General features: G+C 64.4%; 25 protein-coding genes and 2 pseudogenes. 19 read left to right on the forward strand and 8 right to left on the reverse strand.

Translation table 11 applies throughout. The features are described 5' to 3' along the window. Positions 1–94 precede the first annotated feature (94 nt). Both BMY03_RS05445 and BMY03_RS05450 read right to left on the reverse strand, forming a co-directional pair. The gene (locus BMY03_RS05445; protein ID WP_038705807.1) at positions 95–847 is read right to left on the reverse strand and encodes a TerC family protein; all 753 of its coding nucleotides are present in this window, start codon (positions 845–847) and stop codon (positions 95–97) included. 15 nt (positions 848–862) lie between these two features. Continuing rightward, complete coding sequence (locus BMY03_RS05450; protein ID WP_023632245.1) at positions 863–1,102, reverse strand: hypothetical protein; 240 nt, start codon at positions 1,100–1,102, stop codon at positions 863–865. A 131-nt stretch (positions 1,103–1,233) separates the two neighbouring features. Here BMY03_RS05450 and nhaR point away from each other — a divergent pair, with 131 nt between their 5' ends. The 3 genes from nhaR (at position 1,234) to BMY03_RS05465 (ending at position 4,174) form a co-directional block, all read left to right on the forward strand. Next, a complete protein-coding gene (gene nhaR, locus BMY03_RS05455; RefSeq protein WP_023632244.1) occupies positions 1,234–2,127 on the forward strand; it encodes a transcriptional activator NhaR in 894 nt (297 codons plus the stop codon). A 72-nt stretch (positions 2,128–2,199) separates the two neighbouring features. Further along, positions 2,200–3,411 carry a serine/threonine transporter SstT gene (gene sstT / locus BMY03_RS05460; protein ID WP_038705806.1) on the forward strand — a complete coding sequence of 404 codons (1,212 nt, stop codon included), beginning with the start codon at positions 2,200–2,202 and terminating at the stop codon, positions 3,409–3,411. A gap of 124 nt (positions 3,412–3,535) precedes the next feature. After that, positions 3,536–4,174, forward strand: coding sequence for a YceH family protein (locus BMY03_RS05465; protein ID WP_038705805.1), 639 nt, complete (start codon positions 3,536–3,538; stop codon positions 4,172–4,174). A 1-nt stretch (position 4,175) separates the two neighbouring features. Here the strand turns inward: BMY03_RS05465 and BMY03_RS05470 are convergent, their stop codons facing one another. Beyond that, positions 4,176–4,367 carry a hypothetical protein gene (locus BMY03_RS05470; protein WP_023631521.1) on the reverse strand — a complete coding sequence of 64 codons (192 nt, stop codon included), beginning with the start codon at positions 4,365–4,367 and terminating at the stop codon, positions 4,176–4,178. A 179-nt stretch (positions 4,368–4,546) separates the two neighbouring features. On the opposite strand from BMY03_RS05470, the gene BMY03_RS05475 reads away from it, so the two are divergent. The 7 genes from BMY03_RS05475 (at position 4,547) to BMY03_RS05505 (ending at position 9,561) form a co-directional block, all read left to right on the forward strand. After that, positions 4,547–5,011 carry a nuclear transport factor 2 family protein gene (locus BMY03_RS05475; protein ID WP_046856235.1) on the forward strand — a complete coding sequence of 155 codons (465 nt, stop codon included), beginning with the start codon at positions 4,547–4,549 and terminating at the stop codon, positions 5,009–5,011. A gap of 222 nt (positions 5,012–5,233) precedes the next feature. Further along, entirely contained in the window at positions 5,234–5,512 is a 279-nt protein-coding gene (locus tag BMY03_RS05480) for a hypothetical protein (RefSeq protein ID WP_023631519.1), read from the forward strand. Further along, the gene (locus tag BMY03_RS05485; protein WP_094010470.1) at positions 5,484–6,242 is read left to right on the forward strand and encodes an ATPase; all 759 of its coding nucleotides are present in this window, start codon (positions 5,484–5,486) and stop codon (positions 6,240–6,242) included. The genes BMY03_RS05480 and BMY03_RS05485 overlap by 29 nt, the downstream gene beginning before the upstream one ends. A 78-nt stretch (positions 6,243–6,320) precedes the next feature. After that, a complete protein-coding gene (locus BMY03_RS05490; RefSeq protein ID WP_094010471.1) occupies positions 6,321–6,926 on the forward strand; it encodes a hypothetical protein in 606 nt (201 codons plus the stop codon). Between the two features lie 180 nt (positions 6,927–7,106). Continuing rightward, positions 7,107–7,487 (forward strand): hypothetical protein, encoded by a 381-nt coding sequence (locus BMY03_RS05495; RefSeq protein WP_094010472.1) that lies wholly within the window; start codon positions 7,107–7,109, stop codon positions 7,485–7,487. Between the two features lie 167 nt (positions 7,488–7,654). Continuing rightward, a complete protein-coding gene (locus BMY03_RS05500; protein WP_094010473.1) occupies positions 7,655–8,470 on the forward strand; it encodes an isocitrate lyase/PEP mutase family protein in 816 nt (271 codons plus the stop codon). Positions 8,471–8,697: 227 nt separating this feature from the next. Next, positions 8,698–9,561 carry a sensor domain-containing diguanylate cyclase gene (locus BMY03_RS05505; protein WP_094010474.1) on the forward strand — a complete coding sequence of 288 codons (864 nt, stop codon included), beginning with the start codon at positions 8,698–8,700 and terminating at the stop codon, positions 9,559–9,561. A gap of 61 nt (positions 9,562–9,622) precedes the next feature. Here the strand turns inward: BMY03_RS05505 and bla are convergent, their stop codons facing one another. Continuing rightward, positions 9,623–10,498, reverse strand: a complete 876-nt coding sequence (gene bla, locus BMY03_RS05510) for a class A beta-lactamase (protein ID WP_094010475.1) — start codon at positions 10,496–10,498, stop codon at positions 9,623–9,625. 226 nt (positions 10,499–10,724) lie between these two features. Between bla and BMY03_RS05515 the strand changes: the two genes are divergently transcribed. From BMY03_RS05515 to BMY03_RS05530, 4 genes and pseudogenes are all read left to right on the forward strand, one after another. After that, complete coding sequence (locus BMY03_RS05515) at positions 10,725–11,042, forward strand: hypothetical protein (RefSeq protein ID WP_023632462.1); 318 nt, start codon at positions 10,725–10,727, stop codon at positions 11,040–11,042. A gap of 96 nt (positions 11,043–11,138) precedes the next feature. Further along, positions 11,139–11,527, forward strand: a pseudogene (locus tag BMY03_RS05520) (tautomerase family protein). A gap of 134 nt (positions 11,528–11,661) precedes the next feature. Beyond that, positions 11,662–11,955: a hypothetical protein gene (locus BMY03_RS26900; protein WP_371041473.1), complete on the forward strand. Its 294-nt coding sequence runs from the start codon at positions 11,662–11,664 to the stop codon at positions 11,953–11,955. A gap of 174 nt (positions 11,956–12,129) precedes the next feature. Then, positions 12,130–12,783 carry an HD domain-containing protein gene (locus tag BMY03_RS05530; RefSeq protein WP_094010476.1) on the forward strand — a complete coding sequence of 218 codons (654 nt, stop codon included), beginning with the start codon at positions 12,130–12,132 and terminating at the stop codon, positions 12,781–12,783. A 7-nt stretch (positions 12,784–12,790) separates the two neighbouring features. Here the strand turns inward: BMY03_RS05530 and BMY03_RS05535 are convergent, their stop codons facing one another. Beyond that, on the reverse strand, positions 12,791–13,252 hold the full coding sequence (locus BMY03_RS05535) for an Lrp/AsnC family transcriptional regulator (RefSeq protein ID WP_023632458.1): 462 nt from the start codon (positions 13,250–13,252) through the stop codon (positions 12,791–12,793). A gap of 131 nt (positions 13,253–13,383) precedes the next feature. Between BMY03_RS05535 and BMY03_RS05540 the strand changes: the two genes are divergently transcribed. From BMY03_RS05540 to glsB, 5 genes and pseudogenes are all read left to right on the forward strand, one after another. Next, positions 13,384–14,619, forward strand: coding sequence for a Zn-dependent hydrolase (locus BMY03_RS05540; protein WP_094010477.1), 1,236 nt, complete (start codon positions 13,384–13,386; stop codon positions 14,617–14,619). A gap of 34 nt (positions 14,620–14,653) precedes the next feature. Beyond that, positions 14,654–15,859: a diaminopropionate ammonia-lyase gene (locus tag BMY03_RS05545; protein WP_094010478.1), complete on the forward strand. Its 1,206-nt coding sequence runs from the start codon at positions 14,654–14,656 to the stop codon at positions 15,857–15,859. Between the two features lie 96 nt (positions 15,860–15,955). After that, a pseudogene (locus BMY03_RS26540) lies at positions 15,956–16,513 on the forward strand (HD domain-containing protein); the annotation flags it as partial. Positions 16,514–16,522: 9 nt separating this feature from the next. Continuing rightward, positions 16,523–17,029, forward strand: a complete 507-nt coding sequence (locus tag BMY03_RS26545) for a GNAT family N-acetyltransferase (RefSeq protein ID WP_237750150.1) — start codon at positions 16,523–16,525, stop codon at positions 17,027–17,029. Positions 17,030–17,178: 149 nt separating this feature from the next. Then, positions 17,179–18,096 (forward strand): glutaminase B, encoded by a 918-nt coding sequence (glsB, locus tag BMY03_RS05555; RefSeq protein ID WP_038705799.1) that lies wholly within the window; start codon positions 17,179–17,181, stop codon positions 18,094–18,096. Between the two features lie 95 nt (positions 18,097–18,191). Here glsB and BMY03_RS05560 read toward each other — a convergent pair whose 3' ends face one another. From BMY03_RS05560 to BMY03_RS05570, 3 genes are all read right to left on the reverse strand, one after another. Continuing rightward, entirely contained in the window at positions 18,192–19,250 is a 1,059-nt protein-coding gene (locus BMY03_RS05560) for a ComEC/Rec2 family competence protein (protein ID WP_094010479.1), read from the reverse strand. Between the two features lie 2 nt (positions 19,251–19,252). Continuing rightward, positions 19,253–21,973, reverse strand: coding sequence for a hypothetical protein (locus BMY03_RS05565; RefSeq protein WP_094010480.1), 2,721 nt, complete (start codon positions 21,971–21,973; stop codon positions 19,253–19,255). A 206-nt stretch (positions 21,974–22,179) separates the two neighbouring features. After that, positions 22,180–26,400 (reverse strand): hemagglutinin repeat-containing protein, encoded by a 4,221-nt coding sequence (locus BMY03_RS05570; protein ID WP_094010481.1) that lies wholly within the window; start codon positions 26,398–26,400, stop codon positions 22,180–22,182. Positions 26,401–26,403: the final 3 nt, after the last annotated feature.

Here is a 26,403-nt window from a genome sequence, read left to right on the forward strand (position 1 = left end):
TGAAGCTTTCCTGAAACGCATCGCGGGGCCAGCCCGCCGCCACAAGCTACATGTCTTGTGGCGGCGGGCTGGCCCCGCGATGATTCACGCCAGGTCAGCCCTCGGTCGCCTCACGTTTCAAGCGCGCCCGGCGGGCCATGATGTTGAGGATCTCGATCGCGGTCGAGAACGCCATGGCAGCGTATACGTAGCCTTTCGGCACATGGGCGCCGAAGCCTTCGGCGATCAGGGTCATGCCGATCATGATCAGGAAGCCCAGGGCCAGCATCACCACGGTCGGGTTGTCGTTGATGAACTTGGCCAGCGGGTCGGCGGCCACCAGCATCACGATCACGGCACTGATCACGGCGATGATCATGATCGGCAGGTGCTCGGTCATGCCAACGGCGGTGATGATGCTGTCGATCGAGAAGACGATGTCCAGCAGCAGGATCTGGAAGATCGCCGCGGTGAAGCCGATAGTCACGACGTTGCCGGCCTTGGACTCTTCCTTGGCGCCATGAGGGTCGACACTTTCATGGATCTCCTTGGTCGCCTTCCACAGCAGGAACAGGCCACCGGCAATGAGGATCATGTCCTTCCACGAGAACGTGTGGCCGAAGACTTCGATCACCGGCTCGGTCAGCTGGACAATCCAGGCCACCGTACTGAGCAGCGCCAGGCGCATGACCAGAGCCATGCTGATACCGATGCGCCGCGCCTTGGAACGATAGGCCTCGGGCAGCTTGTTGGTAAGGATGGAGATGAAGATCAGGTTGTCGATGCCGAGCACGACCTCCATGGCCACCAGGGTGGCAAGCGCTACCCAGGCGGTGGGGCTTGCGGCGAGTTCCAGCAAATATTCCATTGGTCAGTCCTGCTCTCAGATGTCCTGGGTGTCTTTCTTGTCGTCTTCGGTCTTGGCTTTCCCGCCATCGCCACCGATGGCGTCGCTCAAGGCCTGCTGGGCGGCGTCATTGGTCTTGTCGATGGCCTGCTTGGCCGATTCGGCGGCCTGGTCAAGCATCTGCTGGGCGGATTTTTCGGCCTGGTCGCAGCCAGACATGGCGAACAGGGCTAGGGCCAGCACCAGCGGTGTGCCAATGGATTTGAGTTGTAGCATGAGGTCCTCGCTTGTCGAATTCCGGGCGGCGCTTCATGCGCCTGATGGGGTGGCATTCTAGTGGGGCTGAAACATCCGGAAAATTCGTATTTTCAGCGTATATACTTCGGTTTTCCCGAATCGAGAAACGCATGCTCAACTATCGCCAGCTTCACTATTTCTGGGCGGTGGCCAAGACCGGCAGCATCGCCCGCGCCAGCGAACAGCTCAACCTCACCCCGCAGACCATCAGCGGCCAGATCAGCCTGTTCGAGCAGACCTGGAACCTGGAGCTGTTCCAGCGCGTCGGGCGCCAGCTGGAACTGACCGAGACCGGGCGCCAGGCCCTGGCCTACGCCGAGCAGATGTTCCAGATCGGCGGCGAACTGGAGGCCATGCTGCGGGCCGGACCGCAGGAGCAGATCCTGTTTCGCGTGGGCGTGGCCGATGTGGTGCCCAAGTCCATCGTCTACCGCCTGCTGGCGCCAACCATGGAATTGGACGAGGTACTGCGTATCAACTGCCGCGAGGACAAGCTCGAGCGCCTGCTGGCGGACTTGGCAATCCAGCGCCTGGACCTGGTGATCTCCGACAGCCCCATGCCCAGCCACCTGGACATCAAGGGCTACAGCCAGAAGCTCGGCGAGTGCGGCCTGAGCTTCTTCGCTACACCGGCATTGGCCGAGCGCCTGGTTCGGCCCTTCCCCGCCTGCCTGGACGATGCGCCACTGTTGATCCCGGGCCAGGAAACCGTGCTGCGCAGCCGGCTGCTACGCTGGCTGGCCGAGCAGCAGGTACAACCGCGAATCGTCGGCGAGTTCGACGACAGCGCACTCATGCAAGCCTTCGGTCAATCGGGCAGCGGCATTTTCGTCGCCCCCAGCGTCATCGCCGAAGAGGTCTGCCGCCAGTACGGCGTGCGCCTGATCGGCCAGACCGAGGCGGTGAACGAGTCGTTCTACGCCATTTCGGTGGAGCGCAAGGTCAAGCACCCGGGGATCCTGGCGATCACCGAGGGCGCGCGGCGCGAGCTGTTTCACTGGTAGGACCGTGCCTACAGGCGCCAGCGTGGTCTGTGGTAAAGTCGCGCGCTTTCACGTAACTGGATTGCGCTGCACATGACCCCCATCCTCCGCCTCATCAACCGCACCGGCCTGGTGACGCAGATCTGCATCGGCCTGGTGGCCGGCATCGCCCTGGCCCTGCTCGCCCCCGACGTGGCCCGCGACCTGGGGTTCCTCGGCAAGGTCTTCGTCAGCGCCTTGAAGGCCGTGGCGCCGATCCTGGTGTTCATTTTGGTGATGGCCTCGATCGCCAACCACCGCCATGGCCAGGAAACCCACATCCGCCCGATCCTCTGGCTGTACCTGCTGGGCACCTTCGCCGCCGCGGTGGTGGCCGTGGTGGCCAGCATGCTGTTCCCCTCGAACCTGGTGCTGAGCACCGGCGAGGCCACGCTGAGCGCCCCCGGCGGCATCACCGAGGTGATGCAGAACCTGTTGCTCAGCGCCGTGGACAACCCGGTCAACGCATTGCTCAAAGCCAACTTCATCGGCGTGCTGACCTGGGCCATCGGCCTGGGCGTGGCCCTGCGCCATGCCGGTGACACCACCCGCACCGTGGTCGAGGACCTGTCCAACGGCGTGACCCTGATCGTGCGCATGGTGATCCGCTTCGCCCCGCTGGGCATCTTCGGCCTGGTCAGCGCCACCCTGGCGCAGTCGGGGCTGGACGCACTGCTCGGCTACCTGCACCTGCTGGCCGTGCTGATGGGCTGCATGCTGTTCGTGGCCCTGGTGATGAACCCGTTGATCGTTTACTGGAAGATCCGCCGCAATCCCTATCCACTGACCTTGCTGTGCCTGCGCGAAAGCGGCATTACCGCGTTCTTCACCCGCAGCTCGGCGGCCAACATCCCGGTCAACCTGGCGCTGTCGGAGAAGCTTGGCCTGCACGAAGACACCTATTCGGTGTCGATCCCGCTGGGCGCGACCATCAACATGGCCGGCGCGGCAATCACTATTACCGTGCTGACCCTGGCCGCCGTGCACACCCTGGGCATCCCGGTCGACCTGCCGACCGCGGTGCTGCTCAGCGTGGTGGCGGCGGTCTGCGCTTGCGGCGCCTCGGGCGTGGCCGGTGGCTCGCTGCTGCTGATCCCGCTGGCCTGCAGCCTGTTCGGCGTGCCCAGCGAGATCGCCATGCAGGTGGTGGCGGTCGGTTTCATCATCGGCGTACTGCAGGACTCGGCCGAGACTGCTCTGAACTCCTCGACCGACGTGCTGTTCACCGCCGCGGCCTGCCAGGCCATGGAGCGGCCCAGCAGCTGAAACCCCGGCCGTGCCAGCTCCAACGCCACAGGGGAGCTGGCTTGGCCGGCGACGCCAGCAGTGATTGCTTAAGCCCGGCGCTTTACCTAGGCTAGTGGCCTTTTCCTCGCAATGAGACAGGGCCATGTCAGAACACGAAAGCACCCGCGAAGGCCGTTTCAACAGCATCGAGATCCGCGTGCTCGGCTCACTGATCGAGAAACAGGCCACCAGCCCGGAAACCTACCCCCTGACCCTCAATGCCCTGGTCCTGGCCTGCAACCAGAAGACCAGCCGCGAACCGGTGATGAACCTCTCCCCCGGCCAGGTCGGCCAGGCCCTGCGCGCCCTGGAGAACCAGGGGATGGCTCGCCTGCAGATGGGCAGCCGCGCCGACCGTTGGGAACAGCGGGTGGATAAAGGCCTGGAGCTGGTACCGGCGCAGCTGGTGCTGATGGGCCTGATGTTCCTGCGTGGCCCGCAGACCCTCAGCGAACTGCTGACGCGCAGCAACCGCCTGCATGAGTTCGAGGATGTCGATCAGGTCCAGCACCAGCTCGAGCGCCTGGTCTCGCGGGGCCTGGCCTTGCACCTGCCGCGCCAGGCCGGCCAGCGCGAAGACCGCTACACCCACGCCCTGGGCGACCCGGCCGAGATCGAGGCGATCCTCGCTGCCCGCCAGCAGGAAGGCGGCACGCGCGCCAGCGCGGCGGACGAGCGCATCGAGGCGCTGGAAGCACGGGTCGCTGCGCTGGAGGCGCGCCTGGCCCAGCTCGAAGGTTGACTCAGGGCTTTTCGGCGTCGGGGAAGTTACGGCAACTCTTGCGTTCGGCCAGCTCCCGCTCACTGGGGCGCTGGTCGACGAACACGGTGCGGCCGTCGGCGTAGATTTCCAGGTAGCCCCAGTGCAGGTCTTGCTCGGTCTGCCCGGGCTTGGGCGGGACGAGCCACCAGGGTTCGCGGCTGATCAGGGTCATGGCGGGCTCCAGCGAATGTCTGGGGTAACTATAGAAGACAGACGGGCCCGACTAACCAGGCGGGGATTGTTCCGCAAAGAGCAATTATGAAGTGCCGAGAGCACCGATTCTCCCCACCTGCCGAACGGACTAATCTCGATCCTGCAAACCAAGCCCACCGACCTTGAGGATTGACCACGATGTCCCGCCCACCACTGCCCCCCTTCACCCGTGAAACCGCCATCGAGAAAGTCCGCCTTGCCGAAGACGGCTGGAACAGCCGCGACGCCGCCAAAGTGGCCCTGGCCTACACCACCGACACCCACTGGCGCAATCGCGCCGAGTTCTGCAGCAGCCGCGAAGAGGCCCAGGCCTTCCTCACCCGCAAGTGGAACCGCGAGCTCGAATACCGCCTGATCAAGGAGCTCTGGGCCTTCACCGACAACCGCATCGCCGTGCGCTACGCCTATGAGTACCGCGACGACAGCGGCCAGTGGTACCGCGCCTACGGCAACGAGAACTGGGAGTTCGCCGAGGACGGCCTGATGCGCAATCGCCACGCCAGCATCAACGAACAACCCATCAGCGAAGCCGAGCGCAAGTTCCGCTGGCCCCTGGGGCGCCGTCCGGACGATCACCCGGGCCTGAGCGACTTCGGCTTCTGAAGACCGACACCGGATCAGCGGGGCCGCTCGACGGCCCCGTTTCAGGTTTGGGAAACGGACTACGCGGCCTGGGGAAACAGTGAGCGCAGCGCTGTGCCAGACTTTGCGGCGAATCCACTTCAGGACAGCCCGATGACCCTCCTTGATGCCTTTTTACAGCGTCGACGCTATGATGCCTCCCATGTGCGCAAGCGGTTTCACATTGCGCGGAGGTGTCCAGCGATGGCAGCAAAAGCGAAGAAGGTCTCCGAACGGGACCTCGATACCCTTGAACAACAGATTCCCCTGCACGCCAGCGAGGCTACGCATTCGGCCTACCTGCGTGCCCTGCAGGCCAGCCAGCGCGGCGTGCTGTGTGTCGATGACGGTGAACTGGTGCGCGTCGGTGCCGATGGTGCCCGGACCGTGCTGGGCCAAGCCAGCCCCCGGCGCAAGGTCCGGGTCGGCGAAATAATCAGTGTACGCAGGGTCGATGACCAGACGGCCGGCGGGCGTGCCTAGGCTGCGTGTTTTTGCGGGCCCCAACGGCTCGGGCAAGAGCACCATCAAGGCAAGCCTGCCTGCGGCGCTGACACGCCTTTTCGTCAATGCCGACGAACTCGAGCAAGAGGCAAAGGACAGCGGCTTCGTCGACCTCGCCCCGTTTGGTATTCAGGCCGCTCAGGCCGAACTGCTGACGTTCCATCTCGATCATCATCTGATTGCCTCCCGGCAACTGGCCATGCACGCCCGGCAACTGCAAGTGCTCGACAACCGGATCGACTACCGTGCAGTGCCAGTGGACTCGTACTTCGCCTCGGTGATCGCCGACTTCATTCGCCAGCGCCTGCTGGAGGCGAAGCAGAGTTTCACCTTCGAAAGCGTCATGTCGCACCCGAGCAAGATCGAATTCATGCGCCTGGCACAAACCCAGGGCTATCGCACCTACCTCTATTTCGTCTCGACCGAAAACCCGCGGATCAATATCGAGCGGGTCGCCATTCGCGTGCGCGCGGGCGGCCATCCCGTCAGGGACGATCTGGTGCGCAGCCGCTACGAGCGCTCCCTCGACCTGCTCCCGGAGGCCATCGCCGCCAGCCATCGTGCCTATGTGTTCGACAACTCCGGGCAGAGCGCGGTGTGGCTGGCGGAAATCACCGATGGCGTGCAACTGGAGTACCGCAACGAAGATATACCCGACTGGTTTTTCGAAGCCTACGTGGATGAAGTGGAGCAGCCAGCAGAGACCTAGGTTGAGATAGAGCCCCGCGACATCTGCCCACAGTTTGGCGATACTGCGCAGCCCTCATCCATGAAAAGGACTTCGCTGATGAAGCGACTGCTTACCCTCGCCCTCCTCACCCTGGCCATCGCCGGCTGCGACAAGGCCGAACAGACCGCTGCAGTGTCTGGCCAATGCGCCAAGGACACCGACTGCAAAGGTGAGCGCATCTGTGAAAGTGGACAGTGCATCAACCCCCAGCCGCAACCCGCGCTGCTGGCCAAACCGGCCAGCGCGCCACTGGCGCCGAGCATCGCCTACGAGCCGCTGCCAGTCGGCGACGAAGGCGCCGGGCCGTTCACCGTGCAAGGCATGGAACTGGGCACCGCGCTGAACTACCAGTCCCGGGCGGGCGTGATGAACGTCATGGAGGCCGTCGTCGCCGATGCCGAAAGCACCGGCTACGTTGCCATCGAAAAGGCCTATACGTTCGGCCCCAACCGCTATGTACTCGTTGTGTCCACGGGCGAAGGCGGCAATGCCTGCCCGGCGTCCACCTATGTCTTCAGCTTCGACACCGCCAGCGAGCATGTGGACGGCAAGGCGGAGGTGGACGGCTGTTCGGAAATGGTCGAAAGCATGGCCGAGGGCAACAAGCTGACCATCAAGAAGGACGGCGCCGCGACCGTGGTGTACAACGGCCAGGTGAAGTGATCAAGGGCGATCAGGTGGCCCGGCTCGCGCCAGGCGCAACGCACTGAAGTCGTTGATGATTCCGCCATGGGCCCGGCAGAACTTTTTCCGTTTTGCCGGTCTATTGGGTGAGTGCGCCACGCGGCTGTCCTGGCATCCGCTGGCCACACGCTCAATTGCCCACAGAGGTTGTCTTCACTGATGAAAATCCCTGCCCCATGCATGCTGCTCGTTGGCCTGTTCGCACTCGCGGCCGCAGGCTCGGCATCCGCCGCACCGATGAAGACTGTTGTACCTTCCGCCCTGGTCCTCGACGCGGCGAGCCATCCCGCAGCCGAACACCCCTGGCCCAGCCTGGCAAGCGCGCCATCGGCAGCGCTGCTGGCCCATGACGACCGCTACCGCCACGACGAGCGCTGGCATGACCACCGCGACGACTGGCGCCGAGAGCAGTGGCGCCGCGAACAATGGCGCCGGGAGCAGCACCGCCGGGCAATGGAGCGGCAACGCTACTGGGACCGCCACCATGATCGCGCCCTGCACCATCGCTATGACGACGAGCGTCGTTACTATCGCCGCTGATCAGCACCCCGTGTATTCAGCTCCGCGCTGAAGCTCCACTGGGGGCTGGAGTCCACCGCAACGCTTCGCTGGAATATCTTGAAAAATCGTGCAGGCCCGACCTGTTGAATGGCAATCTAGGGCGCGCAGCAAACCCTCTTCAGGATATTCGACGGAGTCATGCACTCATGGCAGCAATGGATCGCGTTTTTCATGACCTTCACCGGCAAGGGCTGTTGCTGCTGGCCAATGTGGCGGACGCCGGCGGTGCACGCCTGGTCGAGCGCCAGGGCAGCAAGGCAGTTGCCACCAGCAGCGCCGCCGTGGCCTGGTCCCATGGTTACCAGGATGGTGACAAGCTGCCCTTGGCGCTGCTGGCCGGCACCGTCGAGTCGATGGCAAGGGTACTCAACGTGCCGCTGACCGTTGATATAGAAGGCGGCTACTCGGACGCTCCCGAACAGGTCGCCAAGGTCGTCGAGACCGTCATCGCCGCCGGCGCGGTGGGCATCAACATCGAGGACGGCACCCACCCCCCCGAACAGCTCCTGCGCAAGCTCGACGCCGCCAGAAACGCCGCCAGCCAGCGCGGGGTCGACCTGTTCATCAACGTGCGCAGCGATGTCTACCTGAAGCACCTGCTGCCCGCCGAGCAACGCCTCGAAGAGCTCCTGCGTCGCGCCACGCAGTATGCCGCCGGTGGCGCAAACGGGCTGTTCGCCGCCGGCGTGGTCGAGCCCGGCGAGATCGCCACGCTGTGCCGGGAGGTGACGTTGCCGGTCAACCTACTCTGGCGCGCAGGCTTGCCCAGCTCTGCCGAATTGCAACGGCTTGGCGTTCGCCGCCTGAGCGCCGGTTCGAGCATCGCCGAGTTTCTCTACGGTGCCATGAGCGGCCTGACCCAGCGCTTCCTGGAAAACGGACAGCTCGACACCAGCGGGTTGAAGGCCCACAGCTATGCAGAACTCAACGCACTGATGGCCACCAAGGCTGATAACACCTGAACGAAGCAAAGGCTGCACGTGCAGAAGCTGAGGCTGCACGTGCAAACCTTCGCGGCTCCACGCGCCGGGTCGCAACACATGAACGTCATACCGGTAGTGCCCCGCCCCCGACCCTGTGTATGCTGCTCGGGCGCGGCAAGCGGCCCACGGCGGCTTGCAGGACATCGCGCGGCCGCCCTGCGTGATCGGACCATGACCGGGCTACCCGTATCGGACACCCCCGCCCTATGCCCGTCGACCTGCAAGCGCTCTACCCCAGGCTGATCCACCTGATGCTGGACACCGTGTTCGTGGTCGACCGGGAGGACACCATCGTGTTCGTGAGCGATGCCTGCGAGGCCTTGCTCGGCTACCGCGCCGACGAGCTCACCGGCACCCCGATCACCCGCTACATGCACCCGGATGACCTGGAGGCCACCCGCGCCTCGATCGTGCGGGTGATGAACGGCAACGCCCACTGTGACTTTCGCAACCGCTATGTGCGCAAGGATGGCGAGATCGTGCACATTCTCTGGGCGGCCTCCTGGTCCGATGAAGTAGGCGCGCGGATCGGTGTGGCCCGCAACGTCACCGCCCTCACCCAGGCCGAGCAGGAACTACGCTTCCTCGCCCATCACGACCCGCTGACCAAATTGACCAACCGCTCGCTGTTCAACGATCGCCTCGCCACGGCCCTGCGCATGGCTCGCCAGCAGCGCCGACGGCTGGCCTTGCTGTTTCTCGACGTCAATGATTTCAAGGGCATCAATGATGTGCATGGCCATGCTGCTGGCGACCGCGTGCTGTGCACCATCGCCCGCCGGCTGCAGGACAGTGTGCAGGCGGCGGACACCGTGGCGCGGATCGGCGGCGACGAGTTCATCGTGCTGCTGACTGACGTGCCCTCGGAGGATGCCGTGTACGAGATGGTCGAGCAGATCGCCAAGGTCATGGAGCAACCGCTCGGCGCCGAGTTCGGCGAGGTCCTGATGCCTTCCTGCAGCATCGGCGTGGCCTGCTACCCCAGCGATGGCGAGGATGCCGACACCTTGCTCAGCCACGCCGATGGCCAGATGTACCTCAAGAAACGGCGGCGCGTACGCGTAGGGTGAGCCGACCTCATCGCGGGGCAAGCCCACTCCCACGCGTTCGGGTAATGGTCCAAGCGATTGCTCAGCCCTTCCAGGCCTCCACGACCACCCGCGTGGCTGCCGCGATCGTCTCGCTGTTCCATGGCGCATCCGCCTTGGTTCCACGGCTGAACACCACCACGATCCACGGCGCCCGGCCTTTGGGCCAGATGACCGCGACATCGTTGGCCACACCGTAGTCACCCGACCCGGTCTTGTCACCCACCACCCAATCCTTCGGCACACCGGCGCGGATGCGGGCATCGCCCGTGGTGTTGCCCTTGAGCCAATCCTGCAGCTGTTGGCGCTCGGCAGCAGCCAGGCCATCGCCCAGCAACAGACGCTGCAGGGTCACCCCCATCGCCAGGGGTGTGGTGGTGTCACGCGGATCGCCCGGCAAGGCGGTGTTGAGGGTCGGTTCGTTGCGGTCGAGGCGGAACGTCGGGTCACCCAGGCTGCGGGTAAACGCCGTAAGACCCGACGGGCCACCGACCAGCTCAAGCAACAGGTTGCCGGCAGTGTTGTCGCTGTACTGCACCGCGGCGGCGCAGAGCCCGGCGACGGTCATGCCGGCGCCCACGTGCTTTTCGGTGACCGGGGAATACACCACCAGCTGTTCGGCGCCGTAGGCGATACGCCGCTCCAGCAATCCCGGCTCGGCCTGGCTGCGGTGCAGGATGGCGCCGGCGAGGATGGCCTTGAAGGTGCTGCAGAACGCGAAGCGCTCCTCGGCGCGCCAGGCGAGTTGCTGGCCGCTGCCGGTGTCCAGGGCCCACAGGCCGATCGTGCTGCCGGTTGTGGCCTCCAGTTGCTGCAATGCTTTGCGCAGCGGGTCATCCGCCCAGGTTGGCAGGGCCAGCAGGGCCAAGCCGCCGAGCGCGCCCTGGAGCACGCGACGGCGGCTGAGGGTGGGAGTCATGCGGGTGTTCCTTACGGCAATGAGCAAAACGCAAAGGCTAGAACGTTTTAGCATGCGCGCCAAGCAGAGGATGCGCCCAGGCCTGCCTGCGCGGCGCATGACACGCGCCTCTCCTGTCACCGCCCCAGGACAATTCTTTTCGCGCCACCGCCCTGGCCACCCTTGCGCTGACCGGCAAAAGGCAGGACAGTAACCGGGTATTCCCGCAGAGAAACGGAGATTCGCCTTGACTACCGATCGCCTGAGCCTGCTCCAGTTCGAGCACCTCAGCCTGAAACCCGCCGCCGCCAGCCAGTTCGCCCTTTCGTTGAAGGAGCTTGAACAGCTGACCCTCCCCGAGCGCTACGCCTTTCGTGCAGCACACTACCTGGGCGACCTGGCCGAAGCGGAGAACAGCCAGCAACTGGCGGTCGCCAAGGATCAGGGCATCGGATTTACCCAGGGCCTGCTCACCGCCGCGGCAATCGAAGACGTACTGGCGAAAAGACTGATCGAGGTCTTCAATAACGCCAGCGAACGCGCCCACAAGCTGTTGCCTCAGTAATGCCTTCTAGAGCCCGGCCACATGCCGGGCTCTGCCCTGCCCCGACCCTGTCCTACCTGCTTCTGCGTCTCGCCTGGCATAGCCCAAGGAGTCCACATGCCCCTGGTACGCATCGACATCAAGCGCCACCCCGACCCGACCCGACCCACCTGCGCACGCTTGGCCAGATCGTCTACGACTGCCTGCGGCGCACGATCAATGTCCCCGAGCACGACAACTTCCAGGTCCTGACCGAGCACGACGGTGATCGCCTGGTGTTCGACCCGCAGTACCTGGGCATCCAGCGCTCCGACGGCCAGGTGTTCATCCAGATCACCCTCAGCGAAGGCCGCACCCTGGAGCAGAAGAAAGCGCTGTACCAGGCGATCGCCGAAGGCTTCGAACGCGAGGCCGGGGTCCGCCCGCAGGACGTGTTCATCAACCTGGTCGAAGTGCGCAAGGAGAACTGGTCGTTCGGCAACGGTATCGCCCAGTACGCGCTCTGAGGTAAAACGATCACCTGTCGCAGAGGACCTGCGTCCACCCCGGCATGACACGCACCCATTCAAGGAAGAAAAGAGATTGAAAACAGTTTTCGGCGCACTGTTGTGGGCTTGCCTGACGACGCTTGCCTTTGCCGATGAGAACGCCCATCGGCTTCCAATCCTCCACACTGCAGGATTCGCACACTGGCCGCCCACTGCAGATGGTGGTCTGGTACCCGACCGCAGCGACCACCACCGCGCAACTGATCGCCGACAATGCGTGCAAGCCTGGCGCACAGTCATTGCTCGAAGCGCAAGTGCCCGGCGATGGCATCTTTTGCCTGGACGGCGATAACGGCCGCGCCCGCGAGGTGATCCAGCAGCAGGTCACTTCACTGATAACAGCATTTCTCGCCCAGCCAGCCGGCAGAACAACAGGCAGTCTTTGAACTTGCGGTATTGACCGCGAGCTCACGCCCGCTCAATACCGACAACTGTCGTCATCGCGGTGGTTGCCTGTGTTGCCGCTGACCGCACGCCCTGCCCGAAGCAGCGACGATTGGTATACCGTTGCCGCGCCGAAACAATGTTCAACCCCTCCCCTGATTGATGGAGCACACGCGATGGCCAACGCGCCGTTCTTTCCCCTGCAGCCCCTGGCGGACGAACTGCTGCCCTGCCTGCCCGTTGCCAGCACCGACGGCTCCCACGACCTCGCCCATGTGCAGCGGGTGTGGAGCAACGTCCGGCGCATCCAGGCCAAGGAAGGTGGCGACCTTGAACTGCTGCTCGCCGCCACCGTGCTGCACGATTGCGTGGCGGTGGAGAAGAACTCGCCTCTGCGCAGCCAGGCCTCGACACTGTCGGCCGAACGGGCCGCCGCGATCCTCACTGACATGGGCTGGCCATCGGCACGCGTCGAACAAGCGGCCCATGCTGTGCAGACCCACAGTTTCTCGGCGGGCATCGCGCCGCTGAGCCTGGAGGCGAAGATCCTCCAGGACAGCGACCGCCTCGATGCCCTCGGCGCGGTGGGCGTCGCCCGTTGTTTTTATGTCGCGGGCCGCATGGGCTCGTCACTGTACGACTTCGAAAACCCCACCGCCGAAGGGCGAGACCACCAGGACAACCGGTACGCCATCGAGCATTTCCACACCAAGCTGCTCAAGCTCGCCTCGGGGTTCCAGACAACTGCGGGGGCTCGCCTGGCCATGCTGCGGCATGAACGGCTGGCGTCGTTCCTGGACGACTTCATGGATGAGATCGGCGTGGCCTGAGCTCGTCTCAGGTCGCCGGCACCTGCAAGCCGGTCTTCACATTGCTCATCGACACCAGCGTCTTGAAGCGCTTCACATTGTTGCTCTGGAAGAACAGCTCCCGCGTCAACTGGGTGTACTGCGCCATGTCCCGCACCAGCATGATCAACACGAAGTCGCATGCTCCCGCCACGTAGTAGCACTGCTGCACCTGCGGGCAGGCCATGAAGGTGCGCTTCATGGCGTCGAGCAGGTCGAGCCGCTCGTTCTCCACCTCCACTTCGGTGATCACCGTCAGCGTGTAACCCAGCGCCAGCGGATCGACCTGGGCCACGGTGCGCTGAATCACGCCGTCTTGGGTGAGTTTCTTCAGCCGGCGGTTAACCGCAGCCGACGACAGGTTCACCTGCACGCCTAGGTCGATCTGGGAAGTGCTGGCATCACGCTGCACGGCGTCGAGCAGTGCGCGGTCGAAGGGGTCAAGGCTCATGTAGGTGGGGTCCTGGCAGGCGTATGCACCCGCAATGAAATTACGCTTTTGGCCTGAAAATCAATCTTTCAGTTCAGCACAAGCAAATATCATTTCGCCCACACCGCTTGAACGAGGCCCTGGAGAAACGCATGATCAAACTGCACCTGAACGGCCCGAAACTGCTGGAACAGATCCGTGCACTGGGCGAGATCGGCGCCGATGCGCAGAACGGAGGCCGCACGCGCATCGCCCTCACCGACACGGACAAGGCCGGCCGCGACCGACTGGTTGCCTGGATGCGCGAGCTCGAACTGGAAGTCGCTATCGATCGCATCGGCAATATCTTCGGCACGCTGCGCGCCCCCGGCGATGCCGCACCGCTGATGATCGGTTCGCATATCGACAGCGTTACCAATGCCGGCGCCCTGGACGGCTGCTATGGCGTACTGGCCGGGCTCGCGGTACAGCGGGCCTACCGCGAGGCCGGCGTGACGCCCGCACGCTCGATTACCGTGGCGGCCTTCAGCAACGAGGAAGGCGTGCGCTACCAGCCGGACATGATGGGCTCGCTGGTGCATGCCGGCGGGCTCGCGCTGCAGACGGCGCTGGATACTCTCGGCACCGATGGCACCCGCCTGGGTGACGAGCTGCAACGCATCGGCTACGCCGGCGATATGGAACCTGGCGCGATCATGCCCCACGAGTACCTCGAGCTGCATATCGAACAGGGGCCGCTACTGGAAGCCGAGCAGACGCAGATCGGGGTGGTCGAAGATCTGCAAGGGATCTCCTGGCAGCAGGTGACGGTAACAGGCAACGCCAACCACGCCGGCACCACCCCGACCCGCTTGCGCCACGACGCAGGCTTCGTCGCCTGCGCCGCGGTCACCGAGCTGCGGCGCCTGGCCCGGGATAGCGGCACGACACTGGCCACCACCGGCTGCATGCGTTTCGAGCCCGACGTGATCAACGTGATCCCACGCCGCGCCACCTTTACTGTCGACCTGCGCGACCCGGATGAACAGCGCCTGCAACAGGCCGAGGCGCACCTGGCGCGGATACTCCGGGCGCTTGCCGAAGCCGAAGGGGTCACCCTCGAAACCGAACAGTTGGTGCGTTTCCAGCCGGTGACATTCGACGCCACGCTGGCCAACACCATCGAGGCCAGCGCCCGGCGCCTGGGCCTGAGCCATCGGCGCATGACCTCAGGCGCCGGGCACGACGCGCAGATGATCGCGCGTATCGCCCCGGCGGCGATGATCTTCGTGCCCAGCCAGGGCGGTATCAGCCATAACCCCCGCGAGCATACCGACGACGCCCAGTTGCTCGACGGCGCGCGGGTGTTGCTGGACGTGGTCACCACGCGGCTGAACCCCACACGCTGATCCCGCCCTGTTGCTCTACCTATTGGAGAATCACATGCTTTTCGCCAACCCCAACGCCACCCGCACGCCCTACCCTCGCGCCCTGCAAGCCCTGATGAACATCCGCCAGGCAAACGAGAGCCGCCAATGGCTGGCGCACTGGCCGCAACTGCGTGCCACGGGCACGCCACTCTACGACCTGCCGGACCTGGCCGCCGAACTGGGTGTCGGCCAGGTGCGGGTCAAGGACGAATCGGTGCGCTCACCCCTGGGCAGTTTCAAGGCATTGGGGGCGCCCATCGCCCTGGTGCGCCTGATCCTGCGCACCTTCCCCGGGCACGGTTTCACCGCCGCCGACCTGTTCGCCGGGCGGTACGCCAGCCAGCTGGCCGGTTTCAGCGTAGTCAGCGCCACCGACGGCAACCATGGTCGCGCCCTGGCCGCCGCCGCGCAAAGCGTGGGATGTCGCTGCGTCATCGTCCTGCACGCCCACGTCAGCATGGAGCGCGAACAGGCCATTGCCGCCTACGGCGCGCAGATCGTACGGGTCGAGGGCAACTACGACGCCTCGGTGGCGCACGCCGCGGGCTTGGCCCAGGCCCACGGCTGGCAGGTCGTTTCAGACACGTCCTACGATGGCTACGAACAGATTCCCGGCGATGTGATGCAGGGTTACGGAACCCTCGCCGCCGAACTGGTCGAGGCCAGAGGACAAGACCCGGCCTTCACCCATGTGTTCCTGCAAGGAGGCGTGGGTGGCTTGGCGGCGGGCATCGTCAGCTACCTGTGGGAGCTGATGGGTGAGCAGCGTCCGACCTTCATCGTGGTCGAACCTGAGCAAGCCGACTGCCTGCTGCAAAGCGCCATGGCCGGCCAGCCCGGTGCCGCCAGCGGCTCGGTGGACTCGTTGATGGCCGGGCTGGCCTGCGGGGAAACTTCACCGTTGGCATGGCGATTCCTGCAGCCGAGCGTCGACTTCTTCATGACCCTGGGTGACTGCGATGCCATCGCGGCGATGCGTCGCCTGGCGCAAGGCGGTGCCCGGGACATTCCGTTGCTGGCGGGTGAGTCGGCGGTGGCCGGGCTGGCAGGGTTGGTGCGGTTGATGGCGGTGCCTGCGCTGGCGGCCCGGGTGGGCCTCGGGCGCGATTCGAGGGTGTTGCTCATCAGCACCGAAGGGGCCACCGCGCCTAACCTGTATACCGAGTTGGTGGGGGAAACGCCGGCCTCGGTGCTGGCCAGGCAACGGGCGTGGGATTGAGTACCCCGAACATGCAAGCGTCAGATCCATGAAAGCCGACGGGCGTCTGGGGTTATCATGCCGACACGCTGAACCGCCCCAGGACATGGAGTGACCATGAACATCGAAAAGCTGCAGAACCGCCTGGACTTCCTGCGCCAGGCCGAACAACTCAAGAGCGTGCTGCGCAGCGCCCATACCTCCAGCGGCCGTGCCGAAAGCACCGCCGAGCACACCTGGCGGCTGTGCCTGATGGCCATCACCTTCGCCGACGAACTGGGCGACCTCGACCTGCTCAAGGTCCTGAAGATGTGCCTGGTCCACGACCTCGGCGAGGCCATCAGCGGCGACGTGCCCGCCGTCAGCAAGCAGGGTTTCCCCGACAAGAGCCAGCAGGAGCGCGACGACCTGCTGCAACTGATGGCGAGCCTGGATGCGCCCCTGCGCGAGGAGATCATGGGGCTGTGGGAAGACTATGAAGCCGCGACGTCCGCCGAGGCCCAGGCGGTCAAGGCCCTGGACAAACTGGAGACCCTGTTGCAGCACAACCAGGGCCGCAACCCTCCGGGCTTCGACTACGCCTTCAACCTCAACTACGGCAAGCGCTACACCGCCGCCACTCCGCTGTTCGAGGCCCTGCGCGGCCTGATCGACGCCGACACGCGCAGACACCTGGACAATGGCATCGCCCTGCGCGACGAACGCCCCGAAGACATCGACGCCATCGGCCAATTGACCGAAGCCGCCTTCGCCGACGCCGAGCACAGCAGCCACACCGAGCAGTTCATCGTCACGGCGTTGCGTCGGGCGGGGCAGCTCACTGTCTCGCTGGTGGCAGTGGAAGCCGGCACCGTCGTTGGCCATGTGGCGATTTCCCCGGTCACCCTGGCGTCGGGCGCCAGCGGCTGGTTCGGCCTCGGGCCGGTGTCGGTGTCGCCGGCGCGCCAAGGGCAAGGCATCGGCTCGGCGCTGATCAATGCCGCGCTGGCCCGGCTGCATGGGCTGGGCGGCCAGGGCTGCGTGGTGCTGGGCGACCCGCGCTACTATGCCCGCTTCGGCTTCAAGGCCCAGCCGGGCTTGACCTTGCCAGGCGTGCCTGCCGAGTACTTCCAGGCCCTGGCCTTCAGCGGTGATGTGCCGAAGGGCAGTGTGCAGTACGCCACGGCGTTCGAGGCAACCTCCAACGCGTAAAGCATGGTCGCTGCAGGCGCGGGGCAAGCCTGCGCCTGCAGGTAACGCATCATCACAAGAGTCGACGCGGGCAGATGTGCTCCACAGCCAGCGACCATCGTCTACCTGAACGTTTTCCACCGCGTCTTTCCTCCGCACCAGGTTTTCCGATGCAAGCACTCCTGCAAGAGATCCTCGACCACGTCCGCCCCCTGCTCGTCCAGGGCCAGGTGGCGCAGTACATTCCCGCCCTCGCCCAGGTCGACCCCAACCAGCTGGGCATCGCCGTGCAGAGCCTGGACGGCCAGTTGCACTGCGCCGGGGATGCGCGCACGCCGTTCTCGATCCAGAGCATCTCCAAAGTGTTCAGCCTGGTGCAGGCGATCAATCACAGCGGCGAGGACATCTGGTCGCGGCTGGGCTACGAGCCTTCGGGGCAGGCGTTCAACTCGCTGGTGCAGCTGGAGGTGGAAAAGGGCCGCCCGCGCAACCCGTTCATCAATGCCGGGGCGCTGGTGATCTGCGACATCAACCAATCGCGCTATGCCACACCTACCCTGTCGATGCGCGACTTCGTCCGCCGCCTGGCGGCCAACCCGCGTATCGTCAGCGACACGGTGGTGGCCGAGTCGGAGTACCAGCACCGCGCACGCAATGCGGCCATGGCCTACCTGATGCAGGCCTTCGGCAACTTCCACAACGATGTCGACGCGGTGCTGCGCAGCTACTTCCATCACTGCGCGCTGTCGATGAGCTGCGCCGACGTCGCCCGTGGCTTCGCCTTCCTGGCCAACAGCGGCTACTGCCCGCACAGCGGCGAGCAGGTGCTCAGCCCACGCCAGGCGCAGCAGGTGAACGCGATCATGGCCACCAGCGGGCTGTATGACGAGGCGGGCAATTTCGCCTACCGGGTCGGCCTGCCGGGCAAGAGCGGCGTGGGCGGCGGTATCGTCGCGGTGGTGCCGGGGCGCTACAGCATCTGCGTGTGGTCGCCTGCGCTGAACGCCTCGGGCAACTCGCTGGCGGGGTTGCGGGTTCTGGAGCTGTTGAGCGAACGGATTACCGGGTCGGTGTTTTCGGCGGTCTGAGCGAGGGCGTTGCAGGCAAGGGCCTGGTTGCACACATGACCTGCGATGACGTCATGCCTAGGGCTCGCCCCGCCCAGCGCTTGTTCGTACAAAGCCTAGAGTTCAATGTCCACAAACAGATCGTTAGACCGAGGAAAGACAGCGTTAAACCGCCAGCTGGGCGGCTTGTTTCGCCACTCTCCAGGCCAATGGCCCTTGCCATAATTGAAAATGATGTCTGGACAGTTGTTTCTGCTCAGCAACAAAGCAATCAGATCAAAGTCAGGGTGTTTATGCTTCGCGCCACTCGTGCTGATCAAGAATCGCCGACAGTTGATCCTGTCCAGCAAATCCCGATCTGTGTTGCGCTTGCTGCCATGGTGGGAAACCTTCAAAAGATCAATGGGTCTGATATCGGGCAGATGCATCTTGAGACCGCTGGTGACCACTGAAGCTAACGCATCGGCCGCCAGCAATACCCGCTTGTTGTCGAAGGTCAGAAGCAAAGCAATGCTACTTCGATTGGGCGTCGATCCATCAGCGGTGAACCCCCCGATGCGGTAGTCACGATAGTCATTCAGCGGCCAGCGATCATTCGGGCCTAAACTATCACCGTGCACTACGCCTTCATCGGGCGGCGGTGATTGAGGGTTCGTCCATACTCTGGCGAGCGCTTTCAAACCTGGCTCATCGGGAGAAAGCACACGCACTTCAAGCCCTCCTGGCAGGGTTACTGGCAAGACGCCCTGGTGGATCGCCCCTCCTTCGCCACCCGCCCTGTCATTTGGGAAAGATGCATTCCAGGGTAATCCAAGGGATCGAATCAACCTGCTCAACTTATCGCCCTGCGCAGGGCCAAGTTTGTCCACGGGCTGCAGGTGCTCGTAACCGTTGAACCAGACATCACCGATCTCAAGCCAGGACGGTTTCTGCTGCAACAGTTCGATCACGCCTTCGATGTGGTCAAGGTCATAATGCGTGACAACCAGTGCCTCAAGGCGAAGCCGGCCATTCACACCTTCTTCCCCGAGTACCTTGTTCAGCACCTTCTGCAAGGTTTTAGAGGGATTTGCCGGACCACCGTCCACGAGAAGATGACGGACATGGCCATCGCTCGTGTAGCTGACCAGCAGCGAATCACCGTGGTCAACCTGTATAGACCTGACTCTGAACATGCTCACCTGCCATCCTTGCCCAGGGCGATATCGGCATCACCGAAGGCGACCACGGCAAGCCCCAGCGCCACGCCTTCGATCAACAACTGGCGGCGCAACGCACTGATGATCTCTCCAATATGAACGGTGCCCCATGCGCTGGCCGCCTGACGCAAGTGCTTGGCCAGATCACGGGCCACGCGGTTGGCATGGCGGCCGAGTACGCTGGTCATGGCCGCGATCACTACACTCGCTCCACAGTTGCGCAAAATTGCCGGCAAACTGCTCCCGGGCATTTCGCCCAACCCAGTCGAACACCCAATTGCGATCACCAGGGGAGCACCGCCTACATGCTGCTCGCTCATGCCGCCAAGTGAGAGTGAATCTTCCGCCCCTGTGTACAGCCAGTTTTTGTCCTTGTGCAGAATCATGAGCAACATCGAAGGTGATTCCAGTTCCAGCCTGTAAGTCCAATCCTCCCACGTTGCCACCCGCTTGACCGCAAGTGCTGTTTCAATCGTGTGGAGCCGCACGACCTCTTGTTCGACATCACCGTCCCAGAACACATCGGCCCGGTCACTGGCGGTAAAGACCACCTTCGACAGGTCATCGATCCGATGCCTTCCGGGCTGTTCAACGGGCGGTCTGTTCCATAGGTTCGGCGCTTGTCCCGGCGTCCAGGTATGCCGCTCAATGATGCCCGATATACCCAGGAACCCCATTGGGCATAGTTGCTCACGGGCCTTTCGGATTCCACAGCCCGGCTCGGCACTTCCTCGTTTGAGGCACGTCACGCGTTGACTACACAGCGGAGCCTTTCTGGACGGTGGGATCGGCCCATCGTATAGATACTCGATCGGAAAGAATGCGTGATCTTGCGAAACCAGCTGCAAACGCCCTTCACTGCCCGGCCACTGCGGTTCGCGCTCTGTCAAAAATCGCTGAAGCAGCGCGCCGTCGTTTGCCAGGTCCATCATCAGCGGGGCCAGATCTGCCTCGGGGTTATTCACCGCACTCTGCAGCGTAAATAGCAGTTCTTTACGGGCCTCTGCGATTTCATCATTGCCCAACGGAACGAATATCGGTTTCCCTGCCTGGGTAATGATAGAAACGCTGGGCTGGTTACCCAGACTGTCGTTGACCAGCAGGGCAAGGTCGAACGTCTTCTTTTCACGATGCAGCGGTGTGACCACATTCTCGATAAAGAAACTGATGGTTTCATTCGGCTTAGCCTGCAACCGGGCGGTTTGAAGGATTTGCGCACCGTCGCTTACCACAAAGCGCAGGTCGACCTCGCCACATCTCCCCTCCCGGATAAAGGTAACGACTCCTGACCCATCAGTCTTTGGCAAGTACAGCGGACGAGTCACGGGGGCTTGCCCAAACTCGAACAAGTGGATCTGCAGCCCCTTGTAATCATCTACCCACTCGATTCTGTCCTCCGGGAATGTCGGGGTGCCGGATTGCAACGGCGTCTTTACCACAATCGCAAGATCCAACTCGACCTGGCCTGTTGTCGGCCAGTAATCGACTGGGTTCTGGCCCTGTCGGGCCGATGCAGTCAGCACCCTTTCGATCGGCGGGGACGGCCTCGGCTTCACTGGACGCCGAGGCCGAGAAACGGCCTCCCTAGAGGGAGAAGGCGGCCGAGTATCAGGCATTGGGCGCAAAACAGGAACGCGGTAATCCTCGACTGGCCGCTCTGTAATCTCCGGCGGCAACACCTTTGGCGGGGGCTCCTTGGGCGGCACGATGGACGGCGTCTCCTTGACGAGCTCTTTCGATACGGAATCGATAACCCCAGGCGTAAGTCGATCCGGTCCTGGATCGCGGCGTACAGGGTCAGGAACCCTCCGTGCCTTGATCATTGAGTCTTCGGGAAAACCCCCACGAACATTCAAGAAGGATTGCGTGGAAGAAAGGACGTGGAACTGCAGACCACGCTCATCCGTTGCCTGCCTGACTGCCTGGACGAAGGTCATGCCTGCATAGGACCACAACCACAGCACATTATGTAGCCAATGAATGACGCCGTGGTTAGCAGCGTTAATCTGCAACACACACTGTGCACTCAGGTCATCACGCAAACGGCTGACCTGTGCGAGCACGCTACCCAGTGGATTGCCCTGAACGATGACCAGTTTTGCAGCAGCGACCGCGCGTAAGGACTCGAGGTTGCTGACTACCAGAATGTCGACCACATCGTCACGACGCGTGGCCAGCTCCCAGGACAGTTGCTCCGACTCCCCCACCAATAGATTCTCTAAGGGTAAATCAGGGCCAGCGGCCACATAGGATCGTGGTCGCTCCTTGTGGATCCGCGGAAAGCGAGGTTTGGCATTACGCTGCCATTCTGGAAAGACATAACCCGGCCCCACCAGCAGGGAAAGCTCGCTTAAAACCGAGGCGATGGTATCGGCTCCCCCCTCCCAATCCCATACCGATCTTGAAAGCTTGATCGCTGGCATCTCTCGCCATGACAAACTCTCAAAGGCCCGCCCAAGCGCGATGGCGCGCAGAGGATCGACCCACTGCTCTGCATCGAGCACGCTGGCATCCCCCCCCCAACTGACCGGCCCGTTGCGCCAAACAGCTTTCTCCAGGTGGACCGGTATCAGCGCTCGAGCATCCCACCACGCCCACTCACCGCGCTCCAGCAGGATACCCAATGCCGCACGTACTGCAGGCCCAAGCGAGGCGTACTCCTCACCCAACCACAGGATGTCTTTTTCCTTTCGATTCATTCCTGGCGTCCTTCCATTCGACGCAACGCCGTGCCGTATCGAGTCGGCGTGGGTCGCAAAAGCAAAATTGGAGGGGAAGATAACGCTTAACGCTGGCCTAAAGCCATCTCTGCATCATTGATCGGACTACAGGCACCGCGCCCCAATGCAAACCAACAAAAAGGGGCGCAAAGCGCCCCGGACCTCATTGGTGTGAGGGCAGATGCTCAGCCATCGACATGACCTTCGACCGTCACCGGCCCGACCTTCAGCTTGCCGTCATCCAGCGATACGCTGGGCAGGCCGGCTTCAGGCAGCTTGGGCAGGTCGAGGGTAGCCTTGACCTGGTAACCGAGCGGTTTCACCTCGGCCCCGACCGTGTTACCGCCCTGCTCCACGCCCTTGACCTGCAGCCCCAGCTCGCGCTGCGCCGTGATCTGCGACGTTTCCTGGACCCCGGCCTTGCGCACGAACTCGCCCTGGGCATTGAACGACGGCGTGTAGCCGAAGGCGGGCTTGGCTTCGCCCTCCTTGGCCTCGCCCGGCTTGCCGACCAGGCCGGCGCCCAGGTCGAGACGCACCGAGGTGGTGGTGTCCTGACGCTCCTGGATGCTGAGCCCGCCGTCGAGCTTGCCGCCGATGTGCTGGCCTTCGACACGGGCGCCGCTCAGTTGCGCCGCGCCCGTGCTGTTCAACGCCACCGTGTCGGCGGCGATCCGGCTGTTCTGCTGGGTGGTGCCCTGCAGATGATCCACATGCACCTTGCCGCCGAGGTCGAAATCATGGGACGCAGTGGCCTGCTGGCCGGCGTCGACCGGGGTATTGCGGCTCAGGTTGCCGCCGGCCTTCAGCTCGACGCCCCAGTTGTTGCGGCTCTGGGTGGACTGCGCCGATTCCAGCGCCAGGCCACCCTCGCCTGCGCCGACGTTGACGCCCCTAGCTGCGACCTGCGTGCCCTGCAGATGCACCGACTGGCCAGCCAGGTCCACATTGGCGTGGCTGTTCAGCTGGCCGCCGCTCAGGGTCTGCGAGCGTTCGTTGGTCTGGCCCACATTGAAGTTGCCGCCCAGCTTGCCGCTCAGGTCGCGGCCCTGCTCGCCGGTGGCTGCCTTGCCGCCGAGGTTGAGGCCGCCGCCCAGGTGGCTGCCGCTGACGGTCCGGGTGTCGCTGGCGGCCTGCAGGTCAAGAGCGCCACCGGTCTTGAGTTCGGCCGGGCCCGCCGCGTCGATGCGCGTACCTTGCAAGGTCTGGTCGCCACCGCTGCCCAGCCGCACCGGGCCGCTGCCGCTGATGCTCGCCACCTGGGCCTTGCTGTCGGCGCTGTGTGCGCCGGCATGGTCGAGTTGCAGCCCCGCGCCCAGGTCGACCTTGTCGCCCACCGGCAAGGTACCCACGGTCAGCGAAGCGCTGCCAGCGAGGCTGCTGGTGTCGCGACGCTCATGGTTGCTGGCCTGCTGCAGGGCCAGCTTGCCGCCAGTGTTGACGGCCACCGCGCCCTGGCCACCGTCGAGGCGGCTGCCTTCGAAGCGGGCATCGCCGCCGACCTGGATGTTCAGGCCCTGATTGCCAGTGAAGGTGCCGACCACGGCAGTGGAACGGTCTTCGGCCAGGCTCTTGCTCCCCCCCGAACCACTGGCGGTTACATTCAGGTCCTCGCCGGTCTTGGTGTAGACCCGGGCGGATACATCGGCATTCACCTGCTGCTCGCTGCGGCTGTGGGTGTTGCTGGCGGCGTCGGCCTGCAACGCGCCGGCCTTGATGTTCAGCGCGCCGCCATTGGCGTTGTACTGGGTCCCCTGGTCCTTCAGCGCACCGGCCACGTCCAGCTGGACGCCCTGGCCGTTGAACTGGCTGACCACCGCGGTGCCGGCCTGCTCGCCCTGCTGCTGGCTGGCATGGCCCACGGCCAGGTCGACGCCCAGGTTCGGCGTGCCGAGCTTGCCCAAGGCGTCGGTCAACGTGGTATTGCCGGCAAGCACGTCCTTGACATCGCCCAGCGGCAGCTTGCCGTCGAGCGCGTCCTTCACCGATACCTTGCCGCCCACCACATCCTTGACCACCCCGGCGATCGGCCGGGCGATGTCCTTGTACTCGACATTGACGCCGACATCCGCCGTCCAGTTGCTCTGCTGGTGGCTGCTGCTGGTGGTGTCGCGAGCCGCGCGGTTGTCCACCTGGTTGGCGCTGACGCTGAGGGTGCCGGCGCTGTTGACCTGCGCGCCTTCACTGGCCAGGGTGTCGGCCTTGATGGTCAAGCTGCCGGCGCTGTCGATGCCGGTGGTCTTGGCAGTGCTGCTGTTCGAGGTGTCCTGCTGGGTGCCATGGGCGAATTCGACCCCGGCGCCGGCACGGTCGAGGCCGGCGGTGAGGTAGACGCCACCCCCGGTGTGGCTGCTGTCGCGGGACTCGCTGCGGCTGTCCTGCTCGGCCAGCAACGACACCTGCTTGCCGGTCAGGGTGGTATCGCCTGCGGTGGACTTCACCGCTGCGCCCTTGACGGTCAGGTCAGCGCCGGCGGTCAGCTGAACCTCGCTGCCGCTGAGGCTGGAACCCTGCTGGCTGACCTGGCTGCCAGTGGCGCTCTGGCGATCGCTCGCATAGCCGACGCCAGCGCGATACTGCCCCGAGCCCGACGCGGTCTCCTTGGCCGAGGCCACGAAACCACGGCTGCTGCTGGCGCTGCCATGCTCGCGGGTGTCCTGGGCCGAGGCGACTTTCAGGTCGCCCGCCGCGTCAGCGTTCAACGCGCCGGTGGCCTTGACCGTGGAGCCGACCACCTCGATGCTTTCGGCGCTGTTCAGGCCGACACTGCCACCGGCCACCAGCTCGCTGCGCACGGCGGTGCTTTCCCGGCTGTTCTGCTTGGCTTCGTTGTGGCTGACGCCGAAGAACTTGCTCTGCTGGTTCTGACTGTCGCGCTGGTCGGTGCGCGAGGCGTTGCTGATCTGCACCTGCTTGCCGGCGATGCGGATGTCCTGGCCGCTGGTCAGCTGGGCACCTTCAGCCAGCACCGAAGCCTTGGCCCGCAGTTCGATATCGCCGCCCTTGAGCTGGCTGGTGACGCTGCGCTGGGTTTCGCTGCGGTTGTCCCAGTCGGCCTTCCAGAAGCCCTTGGTGTGCTTGCCCTGGTCGCTGTTGACCTGGCGTTCGGTGGCGGCGGTCAGGCGCAGGTCGCCACCGCTGTTCAGACTCAGTTGGCCGGGCGCCTCGATGCTGGTGGCATTGACGGTGAGATCCTGGCCGGCGTTCGCCCGTACATCACGTTGGGCCACGACCTGCACCCCATGCTCGCGGGTATCACTGTCGGTCTGGGTGCGTTGGTAGGTTTCCCAATCGATGCCCAACGCGCCGCTGCGCCAGTTCTCGCGTTTTTCCTGAAGCTTGCGGCTTTGCACGGTGCTCAGGGTGAGGTTGCGCCCTGCGTCGAGCTTGACGTCGCGCCCGGCCACGTCGGCGGCTGCCAGGGTCAGGTCCTGGGCACCACGCAGTTGCACATTGCCCTGGCTGCTGCGCACGCCCGCGCGGGTCGCTTGCAGCGAGTCGGCCACGGCGGCGCCGCTGATGTTCAGGTCACCCGCCGAGTCGATGCGCACGCCGTCGCGGCCTTCGATCTGCTCCGGCCCGACCCGCACCCCGGCACCCTGCGCGGTGCTGACGATATTGATGCGCCCGGCCTGCATCGCGCCGAACAGGCTGGCGTCGATACGCTGCTCGCCGCTGGCCGCGCCCCCGTCAAGCACCTTGACCTGGCCGCTAGTGTAATCCACCTGGTTGCGGCCCACGGTGAGGTTGAGCTGGTCCCGGGCATCCAGGCGGCCCTGGCTGTCGATGCGCGGGGCGATCAGGTTGACCGAACCGCCGTCGTTGCGCAGGCCAGCGCCCTGCACCTGCAACCGGCCGTTGGCGTCCTGGGTGCCCAGGGCCTTGAGCCGGCCCGCTTCCAGCTCGGGCCGGCCCACCACCAGGCTGGCGTTGGGCGCGTTGATGAAGCTGGCGCCGTTGACCGAGATGCCGTTGGGGTTGGCCAGCACGTAGTCGGCGGCACGGCCGAAGATTTCCTGGGCGCCATTGATGGCGGAGGCATTGCGGCTGACCACTTCATTGAGGATCACGCTCGCCGCCTGGCCCTGGAACTGCGGGTTGGCCGCCAGCTCGCCGGCCAGCTGCGAGTGCCCGGCCTGCAGGGCGTTGTTCAGTACCAGGCCCTGGCGGTCAACGTTGTAGTCGAGGAACTGGTTATGCGACAGGCCCGCGCCGTTGGGGGCGACGATATTGACGATGGGCACGCCGCCCTGGGTCTGCAGTTGCGCCGTGCCCCCGGGCCCGGGGGCGACCACCACGCCGCCGGCCAGCGCCTGGGGCAGGCTGGTGGCCAGCAGCAGGCTGGCGATCGCCCAGCGCAGCTTGCCTTGCGGGGACAAATTGAAGGTAAAGGGGGTCTTGGGCATAGG

Source organism: Pseudomonas soli (assembly GCF_900110655.1).
GTDB lineage: Bacteria > Pseudomonadota > Gammaproteobacteria > Pseudomonadales > Pseudomonadaceae > Aquipseudomonas > Aquipseudomonas soli.